The sequence below is a fragment of the Streptomyces sp. NPDC005775 genome, assembly GCF_042871565.1.
Classification (GTDB): Bacteria; Actinomycetota; Actinomycetes; order Streptomycetales; family Streptomycetaceae; genus Streptomyces.
In genome coordinates, this window is record NZ_JBIAIU010000004.1 from 378,381 (window position 1) to 394,134 (window position 15,754).

Consider the following 15,754-nt stretch of genomic DNA (forward strand, 5'->3'; position numbering starts at 1 on the left):
TCGGCAGATGGTTGCTGCGGTGACGCTCTCCAATCCTTCCCTGGGATCCGACAGCTCGCCCGGCGGAGAGCGGTCACCCGATGGTCACCAGGCGACACTTCGCCGCTCCTCTCTTTCGCGTGGTGACGCCTTCCTTCCGCCAGCCGGTCGGTCCCACATCGGAGGGGGATCGATCCGCTTCCCGCGGGCCGTCCCACCCCGCGCACGCCGGTCGCAGAGGTCGGCCCCATGCCCGGCGGAGATGCTCCAGGGGCCGAAAAGGAGGCTCGTGGCGTGGATGCCGACGCATTGGCCCTTACGGAGAGTAGCTGTGGCCGAGGGTCGCAGGGTCGCACCGAATGCTCCGGACTGCTCACAGAACGGGTGCTGCTCGGCCCCTTCTCGCTGTGCCAGCAGGCGTCGATGGGCCGGCCGCACGGGAGGCGCCAGTTCGGTTCGAGTTGCAGGGGCGGTGTGGCGAACGCCGCGTCTTCTGGGGTCAATCTGCGTGAGGTGTTCGCCTCACGGTGGTGTCGCGGACGTGCGTCTTCGCGCGTCGATGGGCTTCCCGTGTGGCTGTGACCTGGACTTTTCAAGTCTCCGAGCCGTGGGAGGGTCAAGAGTGGTCCCACGGCCGTAGAACGAGATGCCTCACCCTCTGCCTCATCGAGATCGCCCCTCTGTACGTGGCCAGCTCTCCGGCTGGCCTGAAGCATCCCTGCCCGGAACCGCATGCGATCTCGATCCCCCTGGTGTCCGACTTCCCCGTCACCGACCGGGGGCGGGTTTTCTGGGGCCGCGCGGAGTGCGGCTACAGAAGCGAGCACGGAAACAGCTGCCAGTGCGCCGAACACGTGCGGGTGGCCGCCCAGCGGAATCGCCAGTGCGGTACCTGCGAACGGGGCTTCGGGAACGGGCCCTCCGCCGCCGCGCTGTTCCACGGCATCAGGGTTGACGGGCTCAGCGGCCTGGATCTGCCCTACACCCTCCGCTCGGATCGCCGTGCGGCGCGGTCCAAGTGGCAGCCCAGACCACTTTCGATCACACCGCGCTCAAGATCGATAGAGCAACGGCCCTCAGGTTGCGACGAGCTCCTGCTCGTGGCCCGGCGCTTTGACCTTGGGCCTCTTGTTCGGCAACGAGAGCCGGAAGACCTTGTGCCACGCGGAGAGCACCTGCTTGGGCAGCGGCCCGGTGACGTACTCCAGTTCGTACTTGTCGAACAGTGCGCGCACCTTCACCGCGACCTCGGCGTACCGGTTGCTCGGAAGGTCCGGGAACAGGTGGTGCTCGATCTGGTGTGACAGGTTGCCGGTCATGAAGTGCATGGCCTTGCTGCCGCTGATGTTCGCCGAGCCCATCATCTGGCGCAGGTACCACTGGCCGCGCGTCTCTCCCTCGATCGACTGGCGCTCGAAGACCTGCACGCCCTCGGGGAAGTGCCCGCACATGATCACCGAGTGGGACCAGATGTTGCGAACCAGATTGGCGGTGAACGTGGCGCCGAGTGTGGTGAGGAATGACGGGCCCGACAGCAGCGGGTGGATCACGTAGTCCTTGAGTACCTGCTTGCGGATCTTCCGGCCCACGGCCTTGGCCCGTGCGCGGAACTCCGGGCTTTTGCGGCTGCGCTTGCCGAGGTTGTTGCCGAGCTCCAGGTCGTACGCTGCGATGCCGTACTCGAAGAAGCAGGCGTTGAGGAAGTTCCACAGTGGCTGGCCGAGGTGGAAGGGGTGCCACTTCTGGTCCTCGTCGACGCGCATGATGCCGTAGCCGAGGTCGTTGTCCTTGCCGATCACGTTGGTGTACGTGTGGTGCAGCTCGTTGTGCGAGTGCTTCCACTGCTCGGAAGGTGAGACGTGATCCCACTCCCAGGTGGTGGAGTGGATCTTCGGGTCCCGCATCCAGTCCCACTGGCCGTGCAGGATGTTGTGGCCGATCTCCATGTTGTCCATGATCTTCGCCACGGACAGACCGGCGGTGCCGAGCAGCCACGCGGGCGGGAAGATCGAGAACAGCAGCACGCCCCTGCTGACCAGCTCGAGCTTGCGCTGCGCCGAGATGACCTTGCGGATGTAGGCGGCGTCCTTCTCGCCGCGGCCGGCGATCACCTCGTCGCGGATCGCGTCCAGCTCGCGGCCCAGCTCCTCGATCTGCTCCGCGGTCAGGTGGGCGGTGGGGTCGATGGCGGTCAAGGTGCTCCTATCGTGCGAGGTCGCAGTGGCCCGCCGCGGCGGACACGCAGGTCTGGATGAGGACGCCCGGCTCGGCCTCGGTGATCTCGCTGGTGCGCAGGTCGCGGACGGCGCCCGCCTTGAGCGGCGTGACGCAGCCGAAGCAGATGCCCATGCGGCACCCGGAGGGCATGAGCACGCCGGCCTCCTCGCCGACGTCCAACAACGGCGTGGCGCCGTCCGCGCTGACGGTTTTTCCGGTGGTGCTGAACGTGACCTCGCCGCCGCCGTCGCGGGCGACGAGGATGGTGGGGCGGAAGCGTTCGGTGTGCAGGCGCTCTTGGACGCCGTGCTCGGTCCAGTGCTCTTCGGCGGCGTCGAGCAGGCCTGCGGGCCCGCAGGCCCAGGTCTCGCGCTCGGCCCAGTCGGGCACGAGTTCGTCGAGACGGGCGATGTCGAGCATGCGGTCCGTGTCGGTGTGCACCTCGGTGAGCCGCAGCTTCTTGGCCGCGACCAGGTCGTGCAGTTCGTCGCGGAAGATCACGTCCTGCGGACGTGGCGCGGAGTGGACCATGACGACGTCGGCGAGCCCCGTGTCGCGCAGCATGCCCATCACCGGCGTGATGCCGCTGCCGGCCGTCAGGTAGAGCACCTTGGCGGGCTTGGTCTCCGGCAGCACGAAGTCACCGGCCGGCTGGTCGAGCTGGATCAGCGTGCCCGGTTTCACCCTGCGGACCAGGTGGTTACTGACCTTGCCGTCCGGGATCGCCTTCACAGTGATCGTGACGCGGCCGTCCTGGCGGTCGGTCGGCGAGGTGATGGAGTAGGCACGCCACAGGCGCACCCCCTCGACGTCGACCCCGATCCGCACGTACTGACCGGCTGTGTGGCCGCGCCAGCCCCGTCCCGGCCTGATCACGACAGTCGCGGCGTCACCCGTCTCGGGGTGCACGGCCTCGATGCGCCCACGCAGGTCAGCGCCCGCACGCAGCGGGCTGACCAGGTCGACATAGTCCGACGGCAGCAGCGGCGTCGTGACCATCTCCAGCAGTTTCCACGCCCTGCTGCGGAGGGCTGCACTCGTCATGGCTCCAGCTTGCTGCGCCTGAGGGCGTAAAGTCCTGTCCGCAGGACGTGAATCTGGTCGGCTGAATTGTTCGCAGGGAACAAATGGTGAGTCATGCAATCCGGAGGGCCGGCGAACTGGCCCTCAATGAGACGACGGTCACCGCACTTCGGGCCGCGCTGAAGACCACCGCCGACGAGGTCGTCCAGGCGATCATCGACGAGGTCCCTCCGTACGCCAACGCTCTTTCCGGCCGCATGGGCGGAACCATCCGCCGAGCCGTCCGCACCGCCCTGGGGCACTACCTGGACCTTGCGAGCGGAAACGCCACTGGAGGCGACGCCGGTGACGCAGCCTACGAGCTGGGCCGCGGCGAGGTGCGCGACGGCCGTTCGATGGACGCCCTGCTCGGCGCCTACCGCGTCGGCGCCCGCGTGGCCTGGCGATGCCTGGCAGCGGGTGCCGTACCCGCAGGTCTGCCCGCCGCCGACGTCGCCAAGTTCGCCGAGCTGACATTCGCCTACATCGACGAGCTCTCCGCCGCGAGCGCCGCGGGCCATGCCGACGAACTAGCCGCCCGGGGCAGGGCCCACGAGCGCCACCTGGAACACCTGGCCCGCGACCTCCTCGCCGGCGCGAGCCCGGACGTGTTGCTGGCCTCTGTTCGACTGGCCGGGTGGCAGCCTCCGGTTTCGCTGACCGCGGTCCTGCTGCCCGCCGCCCAGGCCCGGCCGACCTACCGCGCGCTCGACCCGAGCACCCTCGTCCTCGACGATCTGCCGGACGCCACCGGTGTGCTGCTCGTCCCCGATGCCGACCGATCACATCTCTTGCGGCAGCTGACCGACCGCACCGCCGTGGCCGGCCCGGCCCGGCCATGGACCTGTGCGTCCGCCTCGTACGCACGAGCCAAACGCGCGCGCTCCCTCTCCTCCGATATTCGTGACACCGAGGACCACCTGCCCGAGCTGGTGCTGAGCGCCGACGGGGACGCGTTCGCAGACCTGCGTACCCGAGCCCTCGCACCGTTGCGGACCTTGCCTGCCGCGACCGCACGGCGGCTGGAGGAGACGTTGCGGGCGTGGCTGCTCCACCAGGGAAGGCGGGACGAGGTGGCGGCGGCGTTGTTCGTCCATCCCCAGACAGTCCGGTACCGGATGTCGCAGCTGCGGGAGCTGTTTCCGGAACTCGCGTCGCCGCACAGGGTCCTTGAACTGACACTTGCGGTCGGCCTTCGGGTCAGCTGACGCGCTCCTCGACCGCGTCCGCGAGGAGGATGGTTGCCACGTCTGAGATCGCGTAGTTCATCCGCGCTTTGGTAACCCGGCAGGACTTCGCTGTCTTGCCTGCGGGTTCGCCGGCGGATGGAGTGCAGGGGGTTGGAGCAGCACTGATCGCTTTCGATGCCCTCGGAAGGCGCTCGGCCACGTCGCGGCGTTGATGCAGACGGTTGCGGTGTGAGGACCTCGTGGAACGGGATGGCCTTGCCTGGCGCCAGTCGTCTCCGAGAGGGCCGGGCTGTAACTGCTCCAGGCAGTGTTGGGGCTGGTCAGTTGTAGGCGGGGGTGCCCGGTATCGCTACCGAGATCCGGCACGGGGGCGGGTGCTCGTGCTACGTTGTGGGCAGTTGCAGTTGTGGTACCCATGAACTTGTGTGCACTCGACGGGCGTTATCCGCGGGTGCATTTTTTGTTTGGCCGGTCATCTCCGGATGGGCTCATCGCGGCGACGCGGACTCCGCACAGTGCGGTTTTCGGTTCTGCCCCTGTCTTGAGGAGATACACATGGCTACTGGCATCGTGAAGTGGTTCAACGCGGAAAAGGGCTTCGGCTTCATCGAGCAGGACGGTGGCGGCGCTGACGTCTTCGCCCACTACTCGAACATCGCCGCCCAGGGGTTCCGTGAGCTCCAGGAGGGCCAGAAGGTTTCCTTCGACGTCACGCAGGGCCAGAAGGGCCCGCAGGCGGAGAACATCGTTCCCGCCTAAGTGCTGACGCGCACCACCAGGTAGGGCCCGCACCGCAAGGTCGCGGGCCCTACCTGTCGCCCGCAACAGGCCCGCCGCTCCGCCTCCAGCGAGCGCCCGGCGCCCCGCGTGGCCCTCGCTGCGCAACATCCCCACCGGCACCGCTGCAAAGCCGCCTCACACCCGATGCCAGCCGGGGGTGGGCGGCTTTTCGCATTGGCCTTACCCGGCGATCTCCGGTCAACACTGTGTGGGGAGCCATCAGCGGTCCGTACGCGTCACGCGCTGCCGCGGGCCGAGGGGCTCGGCGGGACGGATGAGTACGGGGAGTAACGGATGGTAGTCGGCGCGCGGTGTGCGACGCATCATATGCGCGTGCGGAGGGGCGGTCCGGGTGGTCCCGGTCACTCTCGTCCGGGAGGCGAGCGGGAGCTGTATGCATGCCTCGGCTGTCCTGCCAGCCCTCATACGCCAGGGCTGGCAGGACAGCACTTGGCCGAGGGCGTGACGGCCGTCCGTGGGCTACAAGGGTGCGGGCCTCAAGGTTGGGGCAGGCGACCGTGATGGAATACGAACGCTTTGAGGCCGGACCGGGTACCGGTCGTTTCGGCCTCCAGAACGCAACCTGCAGGTCGAATGGTCAGGAGGCCCCGTGACGACAAGAGAGCCGGGCAGAACGGCGCAGTCGGCGTCTCGTGCCGCATCCGACAGCAGCCGGGGTGGTGCCGTGACATTGGCGGGGACGCTGGAGGCTGCGGAGGCGGCTGCGCCGGTGGAGTCCCTGGATGTGGTCGCGCGCATCTTGAAGGAGCGTCTGGGTGCGGCGTCGGTATCCTTTCTGATCACGGACTTCACGGGTAGTTCGGTGGTGCGGTTGGGTGCAGCGGGAAGTGTGGAGACCGCGGAGCCGGCCCGGCGGATCGCGTTGCGGAATACCACGTACGACGACGTGATCCGCAGCCAGCAACCGAGCGTGCAAGACCTCGGCCCGGGGAAGTTGGTGCAGGTCATCGCGCCGGTGACCAATCGCGGGGACGCCATCGGGCTCCTCGAGCTGTTCCTGCCCGCGGTGCCGGGCAGGGAGGTGATGCAGGAGATCGGCGAGACGGCGCACGCCCTGGCCTACATCGTGATCGCGAACCGGTCCTTCACCGACGTCTACCAGTGGGGGCGGCGCACCACCCCACTCAGCCTGGCCGCCGAGATCCAGCACCGGCTGCTGCCGGCTTCATTGGCGTGCGAGGCGGCGCAGTTCGCGGTCGCCGGGGCGCTGGAGCCGGCCGATCACGTCGGCGGCGACACGTTCGACTACGTCATCGACCGGGACAGCGTCCAGATATCCGTCACCGACGCCATGGGCCACGACGTGGAAGCGGCCTTGCTGGCCACCCTCGTGGTGGGCGCCCTGCGCCGGGCGCGGCGGGCGGGCGCGGACCTCCTGGAGCAGGCCCACCAGGCGGACCTCGCGATGCGCGAGCACGGCCGCAGCGCTTATGTCACCGGTCAGCTTCTGCGGATCAGCCTGCTTGACGGCAGCAGCGAGTTCATCAACGCCGGACACCCCTGGCCGCTGCGGATCCGCGACGGACAGGTGACACAGATCGCCCCGAAGGTCGACCTGCCGTTCGGTGTCCTGCCCGAACACACCTACCGGGTGCAATCGCTGGACCTGCGGCCGGGCGACCGGCTCGTGATGCTCACCGACGGCATGCTTGAGCGCAACGCCACCACCGCGGACCTGTCCGGCCTGATCATCCGCACCCGTGAACTGCACCCCCGAGAGGCCGCCCGCACCCTCATCGGGGCGATCGTCGAGGCCGCCAACGGCCACCTGGAGGACGACGCGACGGTCATGTGCCTGGACTGGCACGGCCTGCACCACTCCCGACGCGACGCCGCCACCGGCGCCGACCTCACCGACGCCTCAGCACCGGAAATCTAGGGGAGGGCCGGCCGGCGATGCCTCCCGGGGCGGCGTGTGATCCCCCGTTCAGTACAGCCCCGCGGCGGCGATGACGCAGGCATCGTCGTGATACTTACTGGCGGTACGCAGGAGGCGACCTGCGATCACGGTCGGGCAGTGCCGACAGGTGTCGGGGAGATCGCCGTGGCCCCAGCGCTCGGCCAGGCCGTCGGAGTGCAGGATCAGAGCGCTGCCGGGGGTAACGGGTGGGTGGCGGTGCGCGGAGTACGGATTTGGTGTCCTGCGATCCCGGGCAGTGACAGCAGGTTGCTCTTGGACGCGGAGGTCACGATCGCACCGGAGACGTTGCCGAGCCCGCAAAAGTGGACCTGGCCCTGTTCCGGGTCGATGCGTGCGACGGCTACCGCAGCGCCCCGGGCGCCGGTCCAGAGCCCGGTGGATGTCGGCCATGACCTCTCCCGCGCACGGCCCGTGCTCTGACCGAAGCGCGGGTCGCGGTCTGCGTGGCCACCTTGTCCAAGGGACCGGACACATCGCAGCTGTCCGTTCCCGGGATGGGCGGGGAGCCATCGGGTCGTATGTCGCTCTTCTGCCCTGTCCGTGTCGTGCTGCACCGCCGCCGCCTACCAGGCGCAGGAGCACTGCACGGAAACCTATCGCGCGTGAAGCAGACATTCGTTTCGGGTGTGGGTAGTCGAGGTCATTGCACGATTGGGATCTGCCCGGGGTTGATCATGTGAGGCCGAGAGGCCTCAGCGCCGGCGGCCAGTTGCAGGGTGTAGTGGCCGCCGCCGTGGCGCAGGGCGTTGGCGACGAGTTCGGAGACCACCAGGACGAGGGTGTCCGCCATGTCCGGGCCGGGCGCGGGGGTGAGGCGATGGTGAGGGCGCGGGCGGCCTGGCGGGCCTGGCTGGTGTCGGCTGCGCTGTTGCCCTGGACCAGGGCGGGCACGAAGGGTGTTGAGGGAATGCTGATCGTCGTGCTGTTCCTACGCGTACACCCCACGTGTGATCGGTTGTACCGCCTTGTGCCGTGAGCGTGGGCCACAGTTCTTCGCTGGCAGCCCGCACAGAAAACCTGTCGTGGCGGGAGTAGACATGTGGGCGTTGCTGAGGTTAGTGTCTTGTCCGTAGCCAAGAGATCGCGCAGGGCCCGGCAGAGATGAACTGCCGGGAAGCAGTACAGATAAGTGCAGTTCGGTGCGGTGGTGGAGTTCCGAAGCCAGAGTGGTTGCAGGACGGCGACGGGACTGACGACCGGACCGGGCGGCCCGCAGTTGAGGGGCCGCCGTGAGCAGTACCGCAGGTGCAGTCCGCAGTACCAGTGGTCCCTCGGTAAATGGCGTCAGACTGCGGCGCGCGTGCCGGGAGGTTCGGCAGTGGGGTTCCAAGCCAGAGCAGACGCAGGACGGGCAACGGGGCTGGCTGCCGAAGAGTGTGGCGCTGTGAGAGGCCACCAGTAAGACGGTGCGGTGGTGGAGTTCCGAAGCCAGAGCGGTTGCAGGACGGCGACGGGACTGACGACCGGACCGGGCGGCCCGCAGTTCAGGGGCCGCCGTGAGCAGTACCGCAGGTGCAGTCCGCAGTACCAGTGGTCCCTCGGTAAATGGCGTCAGACTGCGGCGCGCGTGCCGGGAGGTTCGGCAGTGGGGTTCCAAGCCAGAGCAGACGCAGGACGGGCAACGGGGCTGGCTGCCGAAGAGTGTGGCGCTGTGAGAGGCCACCACGAGCACGGAAGCAGTTTGTTCAGAGGGAAGGAACGGAGGAGCCAGAGCGCCATCAGGATCGCCCGGGTGAACGATGTGGGCCCGGGTACCGCAGGACATCGTGAGTGAGGTGGTCTCCGGTCAAGCAACCGCGATCCCCGCAACCCCCGGACCTCTTCCCGGTAGGTATGCGGAGACACAGAGCCGGCGTAGCCAAGGAAAGCCGGCTGATGGTGTAGCAGTTCCTTCGGGGCCCGGGTGCCAAGTGGCACCCGGGCCCCTCCCACGCGTGTTCCCCAGGAAGGTACAGCTGACAGCAGGCAACTCTTTCGGGCTGCACGAAGACGTCCTCGCCGAGGCCGCCACCGAAGCGCGGGCCTTCGGCGCCCGGCCCGGCGGCCGCCGTCGACGAGCTGGTGCGTGGCCTGCTCGGGCAGTTGGCCGACTGGCAGCAATCGATCGGCGAGCTGGGCCGCGCGCTCACCACGGCAACTGAAGGCAGACCGCTACTCGGCTGGTCCACCGACGCCGGCCGCACCGAGGCCATCGGGTGGCGTCGGGTCCGCCACGCTGATCGAGGCCGTCGCACGCCACCACCACGCTCACCTGCTCGCCGCCATCGTCGAGCTCGACGGTGAGCTGAAGCTCCCAGCTCCCCGTAACGGGCGCTTCAGGGGTGCGGTCATCCCAGAAGGCTGCGCGGTCAGCGCCGGCGGCCGCCGCCGATGCGGCGGTCGTCGGCCAGCGCGGTCAGTGGGCCGAACTCGCGGGCAAGCTGGTTCCACGTCAGAACCTCGCCACAGCGGGCCGGGAACTCCTTCGGGTTGAACTCGGGCATGGTCCAGGTGCCAGTGCCCCGGTCCCGCAGCCACAGGTCCCCGTCACCGTCGACCACACTCGGCGGGACCGGTACGGGCTCGGCCTGATCGATGGGCTCCCAGGTGACCCGGCCCGGGTGGGAAGCGCGGCGCAGCTCGGTGGTGGCCAGCCGCGCGGCCAAGTCACGGGTGGACTCTTCGGCGTCCTTGACCGACGCGAGTCGGAATGCGTCGTCAAGTACGGGCAGGGCTGGATTCTTGCTGCGTTTTGAACTCATACGCTGACTACCTCCGGTGGGGGGCGTCACATCCGTTATGGCACCCCGTAGAGCAACACGGTATCCGAGGCGGGAGCCGGGCCGGCTATGACCACTGTCCAGGTGGAGGCGCCGGCACACCGGGCGGTGGGGCTAGGTGGTGAGCTGGTCCTGGACGTGGCCCACGGGAAGTACGGCCGCGCCGGAAAGGTCACCCGAGTTCGGCGCGACGCCGGGTTGTCGCTGCACGCGTTGCGGGCGTCCGTGGAGAGGCTGACGGGGCTCCCGGGGGCCCGGGGAGACCTTGGGGGCAGTCCGACAGGCACAGAGAGTGACTGACAGAGGCAAGGGATGAGTCGGAATCGGCGTCGGCCGCGCCCACCACGGGTGGGCAGTGGTGGAAGGCTGAGCTGCGGATACGCCATGCGGGACTTCATCCGCTGCTCGGTCCAGCGGTGAAAGGAACGGGCCGCCGACCCCTTCCGGGAAAGGGACGGGCCGCCGACCCCTTCCGGGAAAGGGACGGGCCGCCGAAGCCTTCCGGGAAAGGGACGGACCGCCGACCCCCCTTCCGGGCGGTCGGCGGTCGGGCCTCAGGCCTTGTGCTGCATCGACGAGCGGGCAGGGTTGCCCTGCTCACCAGCCTTCGGGTCCTTCTCGCCGGCCTTCGCGCGGACGCCCTGCTCGACGCGCTTGCCGAGCGTGCTGTCGACGTTCGACCAGTACTGGAACGCCCGCTGGAGGACCGGTTCGCTCACGCCGTTGAGGAGGTGGCCGACGATGTTGTCCACCAGCCGGTTCCGCGCCGCGTCGTCCAGGACCTCGCGGACCATCGTGCCCGCCTGGCCCCAATCGTCGTCCTCGGCGTGGTCGACGTACGCGGCCCGGGTGATGTCGCCGTCCGCGTACCAGCTCGGCGGGGAGCCGTAGCGCTCCGTGTCGGCCTGCGGGCCACCCTTGGAGTTCGGGGCGTAGACCGGGTCGGAGGTCTTCCGGTACGCCATCGCCCCGTCCTTGGAGTACGTGTGCACCGGCGCGACAGGGGCGTTGACGGGGAGCTGCTGGTAGTTGCCGCCGATGCGGTGGCGGTGCGCGTCCGAGTAGCTGAACAGCCGGGCCAGCAGCATCCGGTCCGGGCTCGGGCCGATGCCCGGGACCAGGTTGTTCGGCTGGAAGGCCGCCTGCTCGATTTCGGCGTGGTTGTCCGTGGGGTTGCGGTCCAGCGTCATCCGGCCGACCTCGATCAGCGGGTAGTCGCCGTGCGGCCACACCTTCGTCAGGTCGAAGGGATTGAACCGGTAGTCCTTCGCGTCCTCGTACGGCATGACCTGGACCTTGAGGGTCCAGCTCGGGTACTCCCCGTCGCGGATGTGCTCGAAGAGATCACGTGTGTGGTAGTCCGTGTCCGCGGAGGCCATCTGGTCGGCCTCGTGCTGCGTGAACGTCTCGACGCCCTGGTCGGTCTTGAAGTGGTACTTCACCCAGAACCGCTCGCCCTGCGCGTTGATCCACATGTACGTGTGCGAGGTGTAGCCGTTCATGTGGCGCCAGGTCCGCGGGATGCCCCGGTCGCCCATCAGCCAGGTGACCTGGTGCGCCGACTCGGGCGAGAGGGTCCAGAAGTCCCACTGCATGTCGTGGTCGCGGAGATTGTTGTCCGCCCGGCGTTTCTGGGACCGGATGAAGTGCTGGAACTTCATCGGGTCCTTCACGAAGAACACGGGGGTGTTGTTGCCCACCATGTCGTAGTTGCCTTCGCTGGTGTAGAACTTCACCGCGAAACCGCGCGGGTCGCGCCAGGTGTCCGGGCTGCCACGCTCCCCGGCGACGGTGGAGAACCTGATGACCAGGTCGGTCGTGGTGCCGGGCTGGAACAGCGCGGCCTTCGTGTACGCGGAGACGTCCGCGGTCACCTCGAACTTCCCGAAGGCTCCGCTGCCCTTGGCGTGCGGTTGGCGTTCGGGGATGCGTTCGCGGTTGAACTGGGCCATCTGCTCGATCAGGTAGGAGTCCTGGAGCAGGATCGGCCCGCCCGGCCCGACGGTGAGCGAATGCTCGTCGCTCTCCACCGGGGCGCCGGAGTCGGAGGTGGTCGGCTTGCGCGTGGTGTCGGTCATGTCGTCGTTCCTCTTGTTCGTCTTCCGTAGACGCGTCGGCGGTGGCTTCTCCTGCGGCTTCCCTGCTGACTCTCTGCCAATGTAGGCAAACATGGTCGAATCGACCCGTCGAGGGGTTGACAGCGCGGACCACCCGAGGACGTGGGGCGGGGTCAGCGGGAGCGCTGTCCCGTGACCAGCCGGTAGACCAGCAGGACGATCACCGAGCCGATGACGGCGGCGATCCACGTCGACAGGCTGAAGAATCCGTCGATCGAGTCGACCCCGAAGATCACCTTGCCGAGCCAGCCGCCGAGCAGCCCGCCCACGATGCCGATGACGATCGTGACGAGGCAGCCCCCCGGGTCCTTGCCGGGCGTCAGCGCCTTGGCGATGAGCCCCGCGAACAGGCCGATGAGGATCCAGGCGATGATGCTCACGAGAACCTTCCTTTACGTTGCCGACGCCCGGCACCCTCGTGGCGCCAGGAACCCTCCGGGTATCCCCGTAACCGAAGCTCACACATGCGCGGGGCCTCGGCCGTCACTCCGTGGCCCGTCATTCCGTTTCCCGCGTTACGCCGGACGGTGGGGGCGGGCGGTCCGACGGCCGTCGGGGCGACGTCGCACTCGACCCGCGCCCCTCGCATCTGCGTGTGGTGCCCCTCCGTACCCTGCCCGCGTCGGGCCCGGCCGCGACCCGCCCCGTACCGCCACCGGCCTGATCCCCGGCTCGCCGGCCCCGAGCGAAGGACCTCGGCCCCAGGGGCGCCCCTCCTCCGCCTCACCCCCTACCGCGGTAGTACATCCACCTTGGCTCCCCGGTGTGACGCCTGGTCCGCTGCCGAGCACGCACCCTCGCATGTCGGCAGAGACGACCATGAAGGGGTAGCAAATGAGGTTACGCAACGGCACGGGGCAGAAGGTGGAACTCCGGCCGGAGGCTCCGGCTGCCACATCCGGTATCGCCGTCGAACTGCGAGGTGTCCGGTGGCCGTACGGCTCCGGCTCAGGCGCGGTACAGGCACCCGCGAGCAGCAACCCGCCCTCGCGCGCGGCACGAGGCTGCTCATGACCACATCCCAGGCCCCGCCGGTCCCCATCAGGAAGGTTGCTGTCGGGGCCCTCGGCATGCTGGCGGTGGCGACCGGCGCCTTGGAGTCGGTGGTGACGCCGACGCTTCCGCTCCTGCAACGCGAGCTGAACATGAGCCCCGCCGAGGGGGCGCTGCTCAGCATCGTGCTCCTGATCACCGGCGCGCTCATCACTCCGGTGGCGGGCAGGTTCGGCGACCGCTACGGCGGTAAACGGGTCCTGATCCGGCTGATGGCGGTGGTCTCGGCCGGGGGCCTGGTGTCCGCCGTGGCACCGAACCTCCCCGTGCTACTGGTCGGCCAGATCCTCCAGGGGGCGATGGTCGGCGCGCTGCCCCTCTCGTTCATCCTGGTGCGCGAACACCTCCCCGAGCAAGAGTCCAAGGTCGCCATCGGCGTGGTCAGCGGCCTGTTCGTCGGCGGCGGAATGGTGGGCACGCTGGCCGCCGGGCCCGTGGCCGAAGGACTGTCCCGACACTGGATGTTCGCGCTGCCCACGCTCGTCGTGATCGCGGCCACCCTCCTGGTGAACAGGTCCATGCCGCAGGACCGACCGGGCCGGCCCGATGCCGCCGGGACCGACTGGCCGGGCCTGGCCCTCCTGAGCGGGATCCTGGTCACGCTGATGCTCGTCCTCTCGATGGCGCCCGACCTCGGCTCGCAGCCCCTCGTGCTCGCAGTCCTTCTCGTGCTCCTGGCCGCCCTCGTGATCGCATGGACGGCCGTGGAGCGCCGGGTGGCGTCGCCGATGGTCGATCCGCGCATGCTGTCCCGGCCCGACGTGTGGAAGCCGTGCGTGCTGACGTTCATGATCTGCGTCGGCACCTCGGCGGCGGTCTACCTCGTTCCGCAGCTGTTCGCGGTGACCGACGACGCCTACGGCTTCGGGGCCGACGCCACCACGATCGGGCTCTTCCTGCTCCCCGGCGCCGTCGCCGCGTCCCTGGCCGGACCGCTCGGTGGGATCGGAGCACGGCGTTTCGGCTCGCGTGCGGTGGTCGTCGCCGGGATCGTCATCCTGGCTTCCTCCCTGATCACCCTGGCGGCCGTGCACACCGAGGTCTGGCACCTCGTCATCGGAAAGATGCTGATCGCGCTCGCCAACGGGCTGTGCGTGACGGCGCTGGTGACCGGCACCGCCACTTCCGTCGAGCAGGGAGACACCGGCATCGCCACCGGCCTGGTCCTGGTGACCCGCGTCATCGGCTTCGCCGTCGGCGTGCAGGCCAGTGGCGCGCTCCTCACCGCTGCGACCCCGGCCGGATCCGACGTCCCGGACGAATCGGCCTTCGTCACCGGCTTCGTCATCGCAGGCACCGTCACGGCCCTGTCCCTGCTTGTCGCCCGCACCATGCGCAAAGGAGTCAAAGCATGACGCCCCCGAACCAGTTGAGGACATGCCGGGCTGTGCCGCAGCGCAAGGCCCTGATCTCCGGAGCCAGCATCGCCGGGCCGGCCCTGGCATTCTGGCTGCGCCGCATCGGCTTCGAGGTCACGGTGGTCGAGAAGGCCCCCGCACTCCGGGGCGGTGGCTACCCCATCGACGTGCGTGGCACCGCACTCGAAGTCGTCCGGCGGATGGGAATCCTGCCACGGCTGCGGGAGGCACACATCGACCTGCGCCGACTCACCTTCCTCGCCGCGGACGGCGGCGAGGTGGCCTCGCTCCATCCCCACTCCGTCACCGGCGGCGTCGCGGGGCATGACCTGGAGGTGCGGCGCGGGGATCTGTCGGATGCTCTTTACGCGGCGACCCGTGACGACGTGGAGTTCTTGTTCAACGACTCCATCGAGGCCCTCGACGAGCACGAGCACGGCATCGACGTCACCTTCCGCAGAGGCAGCCCGCGTACGTTCGACATGGTGTTCGGCGCGGACGGTCTGCACTCACACACCCGTCGGATGCTGTTCGGGCCCGAAGAGCAGTTCCACCGGTACCTCGGCTACTGCTTCGCCGTGTTCACCATGCCCAATACGTTCGGGCTCTCCCGGGAGACCGTGATGTGGAACGCGCCGGGCAGGGCTGCGGCACTCTACGCCGTGGGGCACCACGACGACGTGCACGCCTTCCTGAACTTCGCCCACCCGCGACCGCCATACGAGGCGTTCCCCGACCCGGAAGCCCAACGCGCCCTGCTGGGGACGGTTTTCGCCGATGCGGGGTGGGAGGTACCGGGCATGCTGGCCGCGATGCGGGATGCGGATGACCTGTTCTTCGACGCGGTCAGCCAGATCCGAGTGCCCCGCTGGTCCGACGGCAGGGTCGCCCTGGTGGGCGACGCCGCGTGGGCGCCCTCGTTCCTCACGGGACAGGGCACCAGCCTCGCCCTCGTCGGCGCGTACATGCTCGCGGCTTCCCTGGCCGACCGGGAACACCCCTCCGGCTTCGCCGCCTACGAACACCACACCCGTGGCTTCGTGAACATGAACCAGGCGCTGGTCGGCAAGGGCGGTGCCACACTTTTCCCGACCACCGCCCAGGGTCTTGAAGAACGTGACACCAGACTGCGCACACTCGCCGCGATTCCCCGTGCGGAGAAGCGACCGGCTCACTCGGCCCTCACCCTGCCCGACTTCACGGGCCCGCTGGGCCCACCGGCACCAACTTCGCCCGGGAGCCCTTCCCACCCGCACGACGGTGCCCGATGAGGGCCGAGAACGGCCTGGGCGGGTAC

Annotated in this window: 11 protein-coding genes; 5 read left to right on the forward strand and 6 right to left on the reverse strand. The window is 68.8% G+C overall.

Translation table 11 applies throughout. The annotated features are described in order from the left end of the window. Positions 1–1,055: 1,055 nt before the first annotated feature. The gene (locus tag ACFYPA_RS12075) at positions 1,056–2,174 is read right to left on the reverse strand and encodes an acyl-CoA desaturase (protein WP_359081598.1); all 1,119 of its coding nucleotides are present in this window, start codon (positions 2,172–2,174) and stop codon (positions 1,056–1,058) included. A 7-nt stretch (positions 2,175–2,181) separates the two neighbouring features. Continuing rightward, on the reverse strand, positions 2,182–3,240 hold the full coding sequence (locus ACFYPA_RS12080; RefSeq protein ID WP_359081596.1) for a ferredoxin reductase: 1,059 nt from the start codon (positions 3,238–3,240) through the stop codon (positions 2,182–2,184). A gap of 86 nt (positions 3,241–3,326) precedes the next feature. Between ACFYPA_RS12080 and ACFYPA_RS12085 the strand changes: the two genes are divergently transcribed. The 3 genes from ACFYPA_RS12085 to ACFYPA_RS12095 all read left to right on the forward strand — a co-directional run bounded on the left by ACFYPA_RS12085 (position 3,327) and on the right by ACFYPA_RS12095 (position 7,128). Beyond that, positions 3,327–4,466, forward strand: coding sequence for a helix-turn-helix domain-containing protein (locus ACFYPA_RS12085; protein WP_359081668.1), 1,140 nt, complete (start codon positions 3,327–3,329; stop codon positions 4,464–4,466). A gap of 537 nt (positions 4,467–5,003) precedes the next feature. Beyond that, positions 5,004–5,207 carry a cold-shock protein gene (locus ACFYPA_RS12090; protein WP_145801666.1) on the forward strand — a complete coding sequence of 68 codons (204 nt, stop codon included), beginning with the start codon at positions 5,004–5,006 and terminating at the stop codon, positions 5,205–5,207. A 706-nt stretch (positions 5,208–5,913) separates the two neighbouring features. Continuing rightward, positions 5,914–7,128, forward strand: coding sequence for a PP2C family protein-serine/threonine phosphatase (locus ACFYPA_RS12095; protein WP_359081594.1), 1,215 nt, complete (start codon positions 5,914–5,916; stop codon positions 7,126–7,128). A gap of 682 nt (positions 7,129–7,810) precedes the next feature. On the opposite strand, the gene ACFYPA_RS12100 is transcribed toward ACFYPA_RS12095, so the two are convergent. The 4 genes from ACFYPA_RS12100 to ACFYPA_RS12115 form a co-directional block, all read right to left on the reverse strand. Beyond that, positions 7,811–7,960, reverse strand: coding sequence for a hypothetical protein (locus ACFYPA_RS12100; protein ID WP_389131365.1), 150 nt, complete (start codon positions 7,958–7,960; stop codon positions 7,811–7,813). Between the two features lie 1,558 nt (positions 7,961–9,518). Then, positions 9,519–9,911 carry a hypothetical protein gene (locus ACFYPA_RS12105; protein WP_359081591.1) on the reverse strand — a complete coding sequence of 131 codons (393 nt, stop codon included), beginning with the start codon at positions 9,909–9,911 and terminating at the stop codon, positions 9,519–9,521. Between the two features lie 572 nt (positions 9,912–10,483). After that, entirely contained in the window at positions 10,484–12,007 is a 1,524-nt protein-coding gene (locus ACFYPA_RS12110) for a catalase (RefSeq protein WP_359081589.1), read from the reverse strand. 152 nt (positions 12,008–12,159) lie between these two features. Further along, entirely contained in the window at positions 12,160–12,426 is a 267-nt protein-coding gene (locus ACFYPA_RS12115) for a GlsB/YeaQ/YmgE family stress response membrane protein (protein WP_359081587.1), read from the reverse strand. 630 nt (positions 12,427–13,056) lie between these two features. Between ACFYPA_RS12115 and ACFYPA_RS12120 the strand changes: the two genes are divergently transcribed. Together ACFYPA_RS12120 and ACFYPA_RS12125 are read left to right on the forward strand one after the other, a co-directional pair. Continuing rightward, a complete protein-coding gene (locus ACFYPA_RS12120; RefSeq protein ID WP_389131369.1) occupies positions 13,057–14,454 on the forward strand; it encodes an MFS transporter in 1,398 nt (465 codons plus the stop codon). Next, on the forward strand, positions 14,451–15,728 hold the full coding sequence (locus ACFYPA_RS12125) for an FAD-dependent monooxygenase (protein WP_389131372.1): 1,278 nt from the start codon (positions 14,451–14,453) through the stop codon (positions 15,726–15,728). The genes ACFYPA_RS12120 and ACFYPA_RS12125 overlap by 4 nt, the downstream gene beginning before the upstream one ends. Positions 15,729–15,754: the final 26 nt, after the last annotated feature.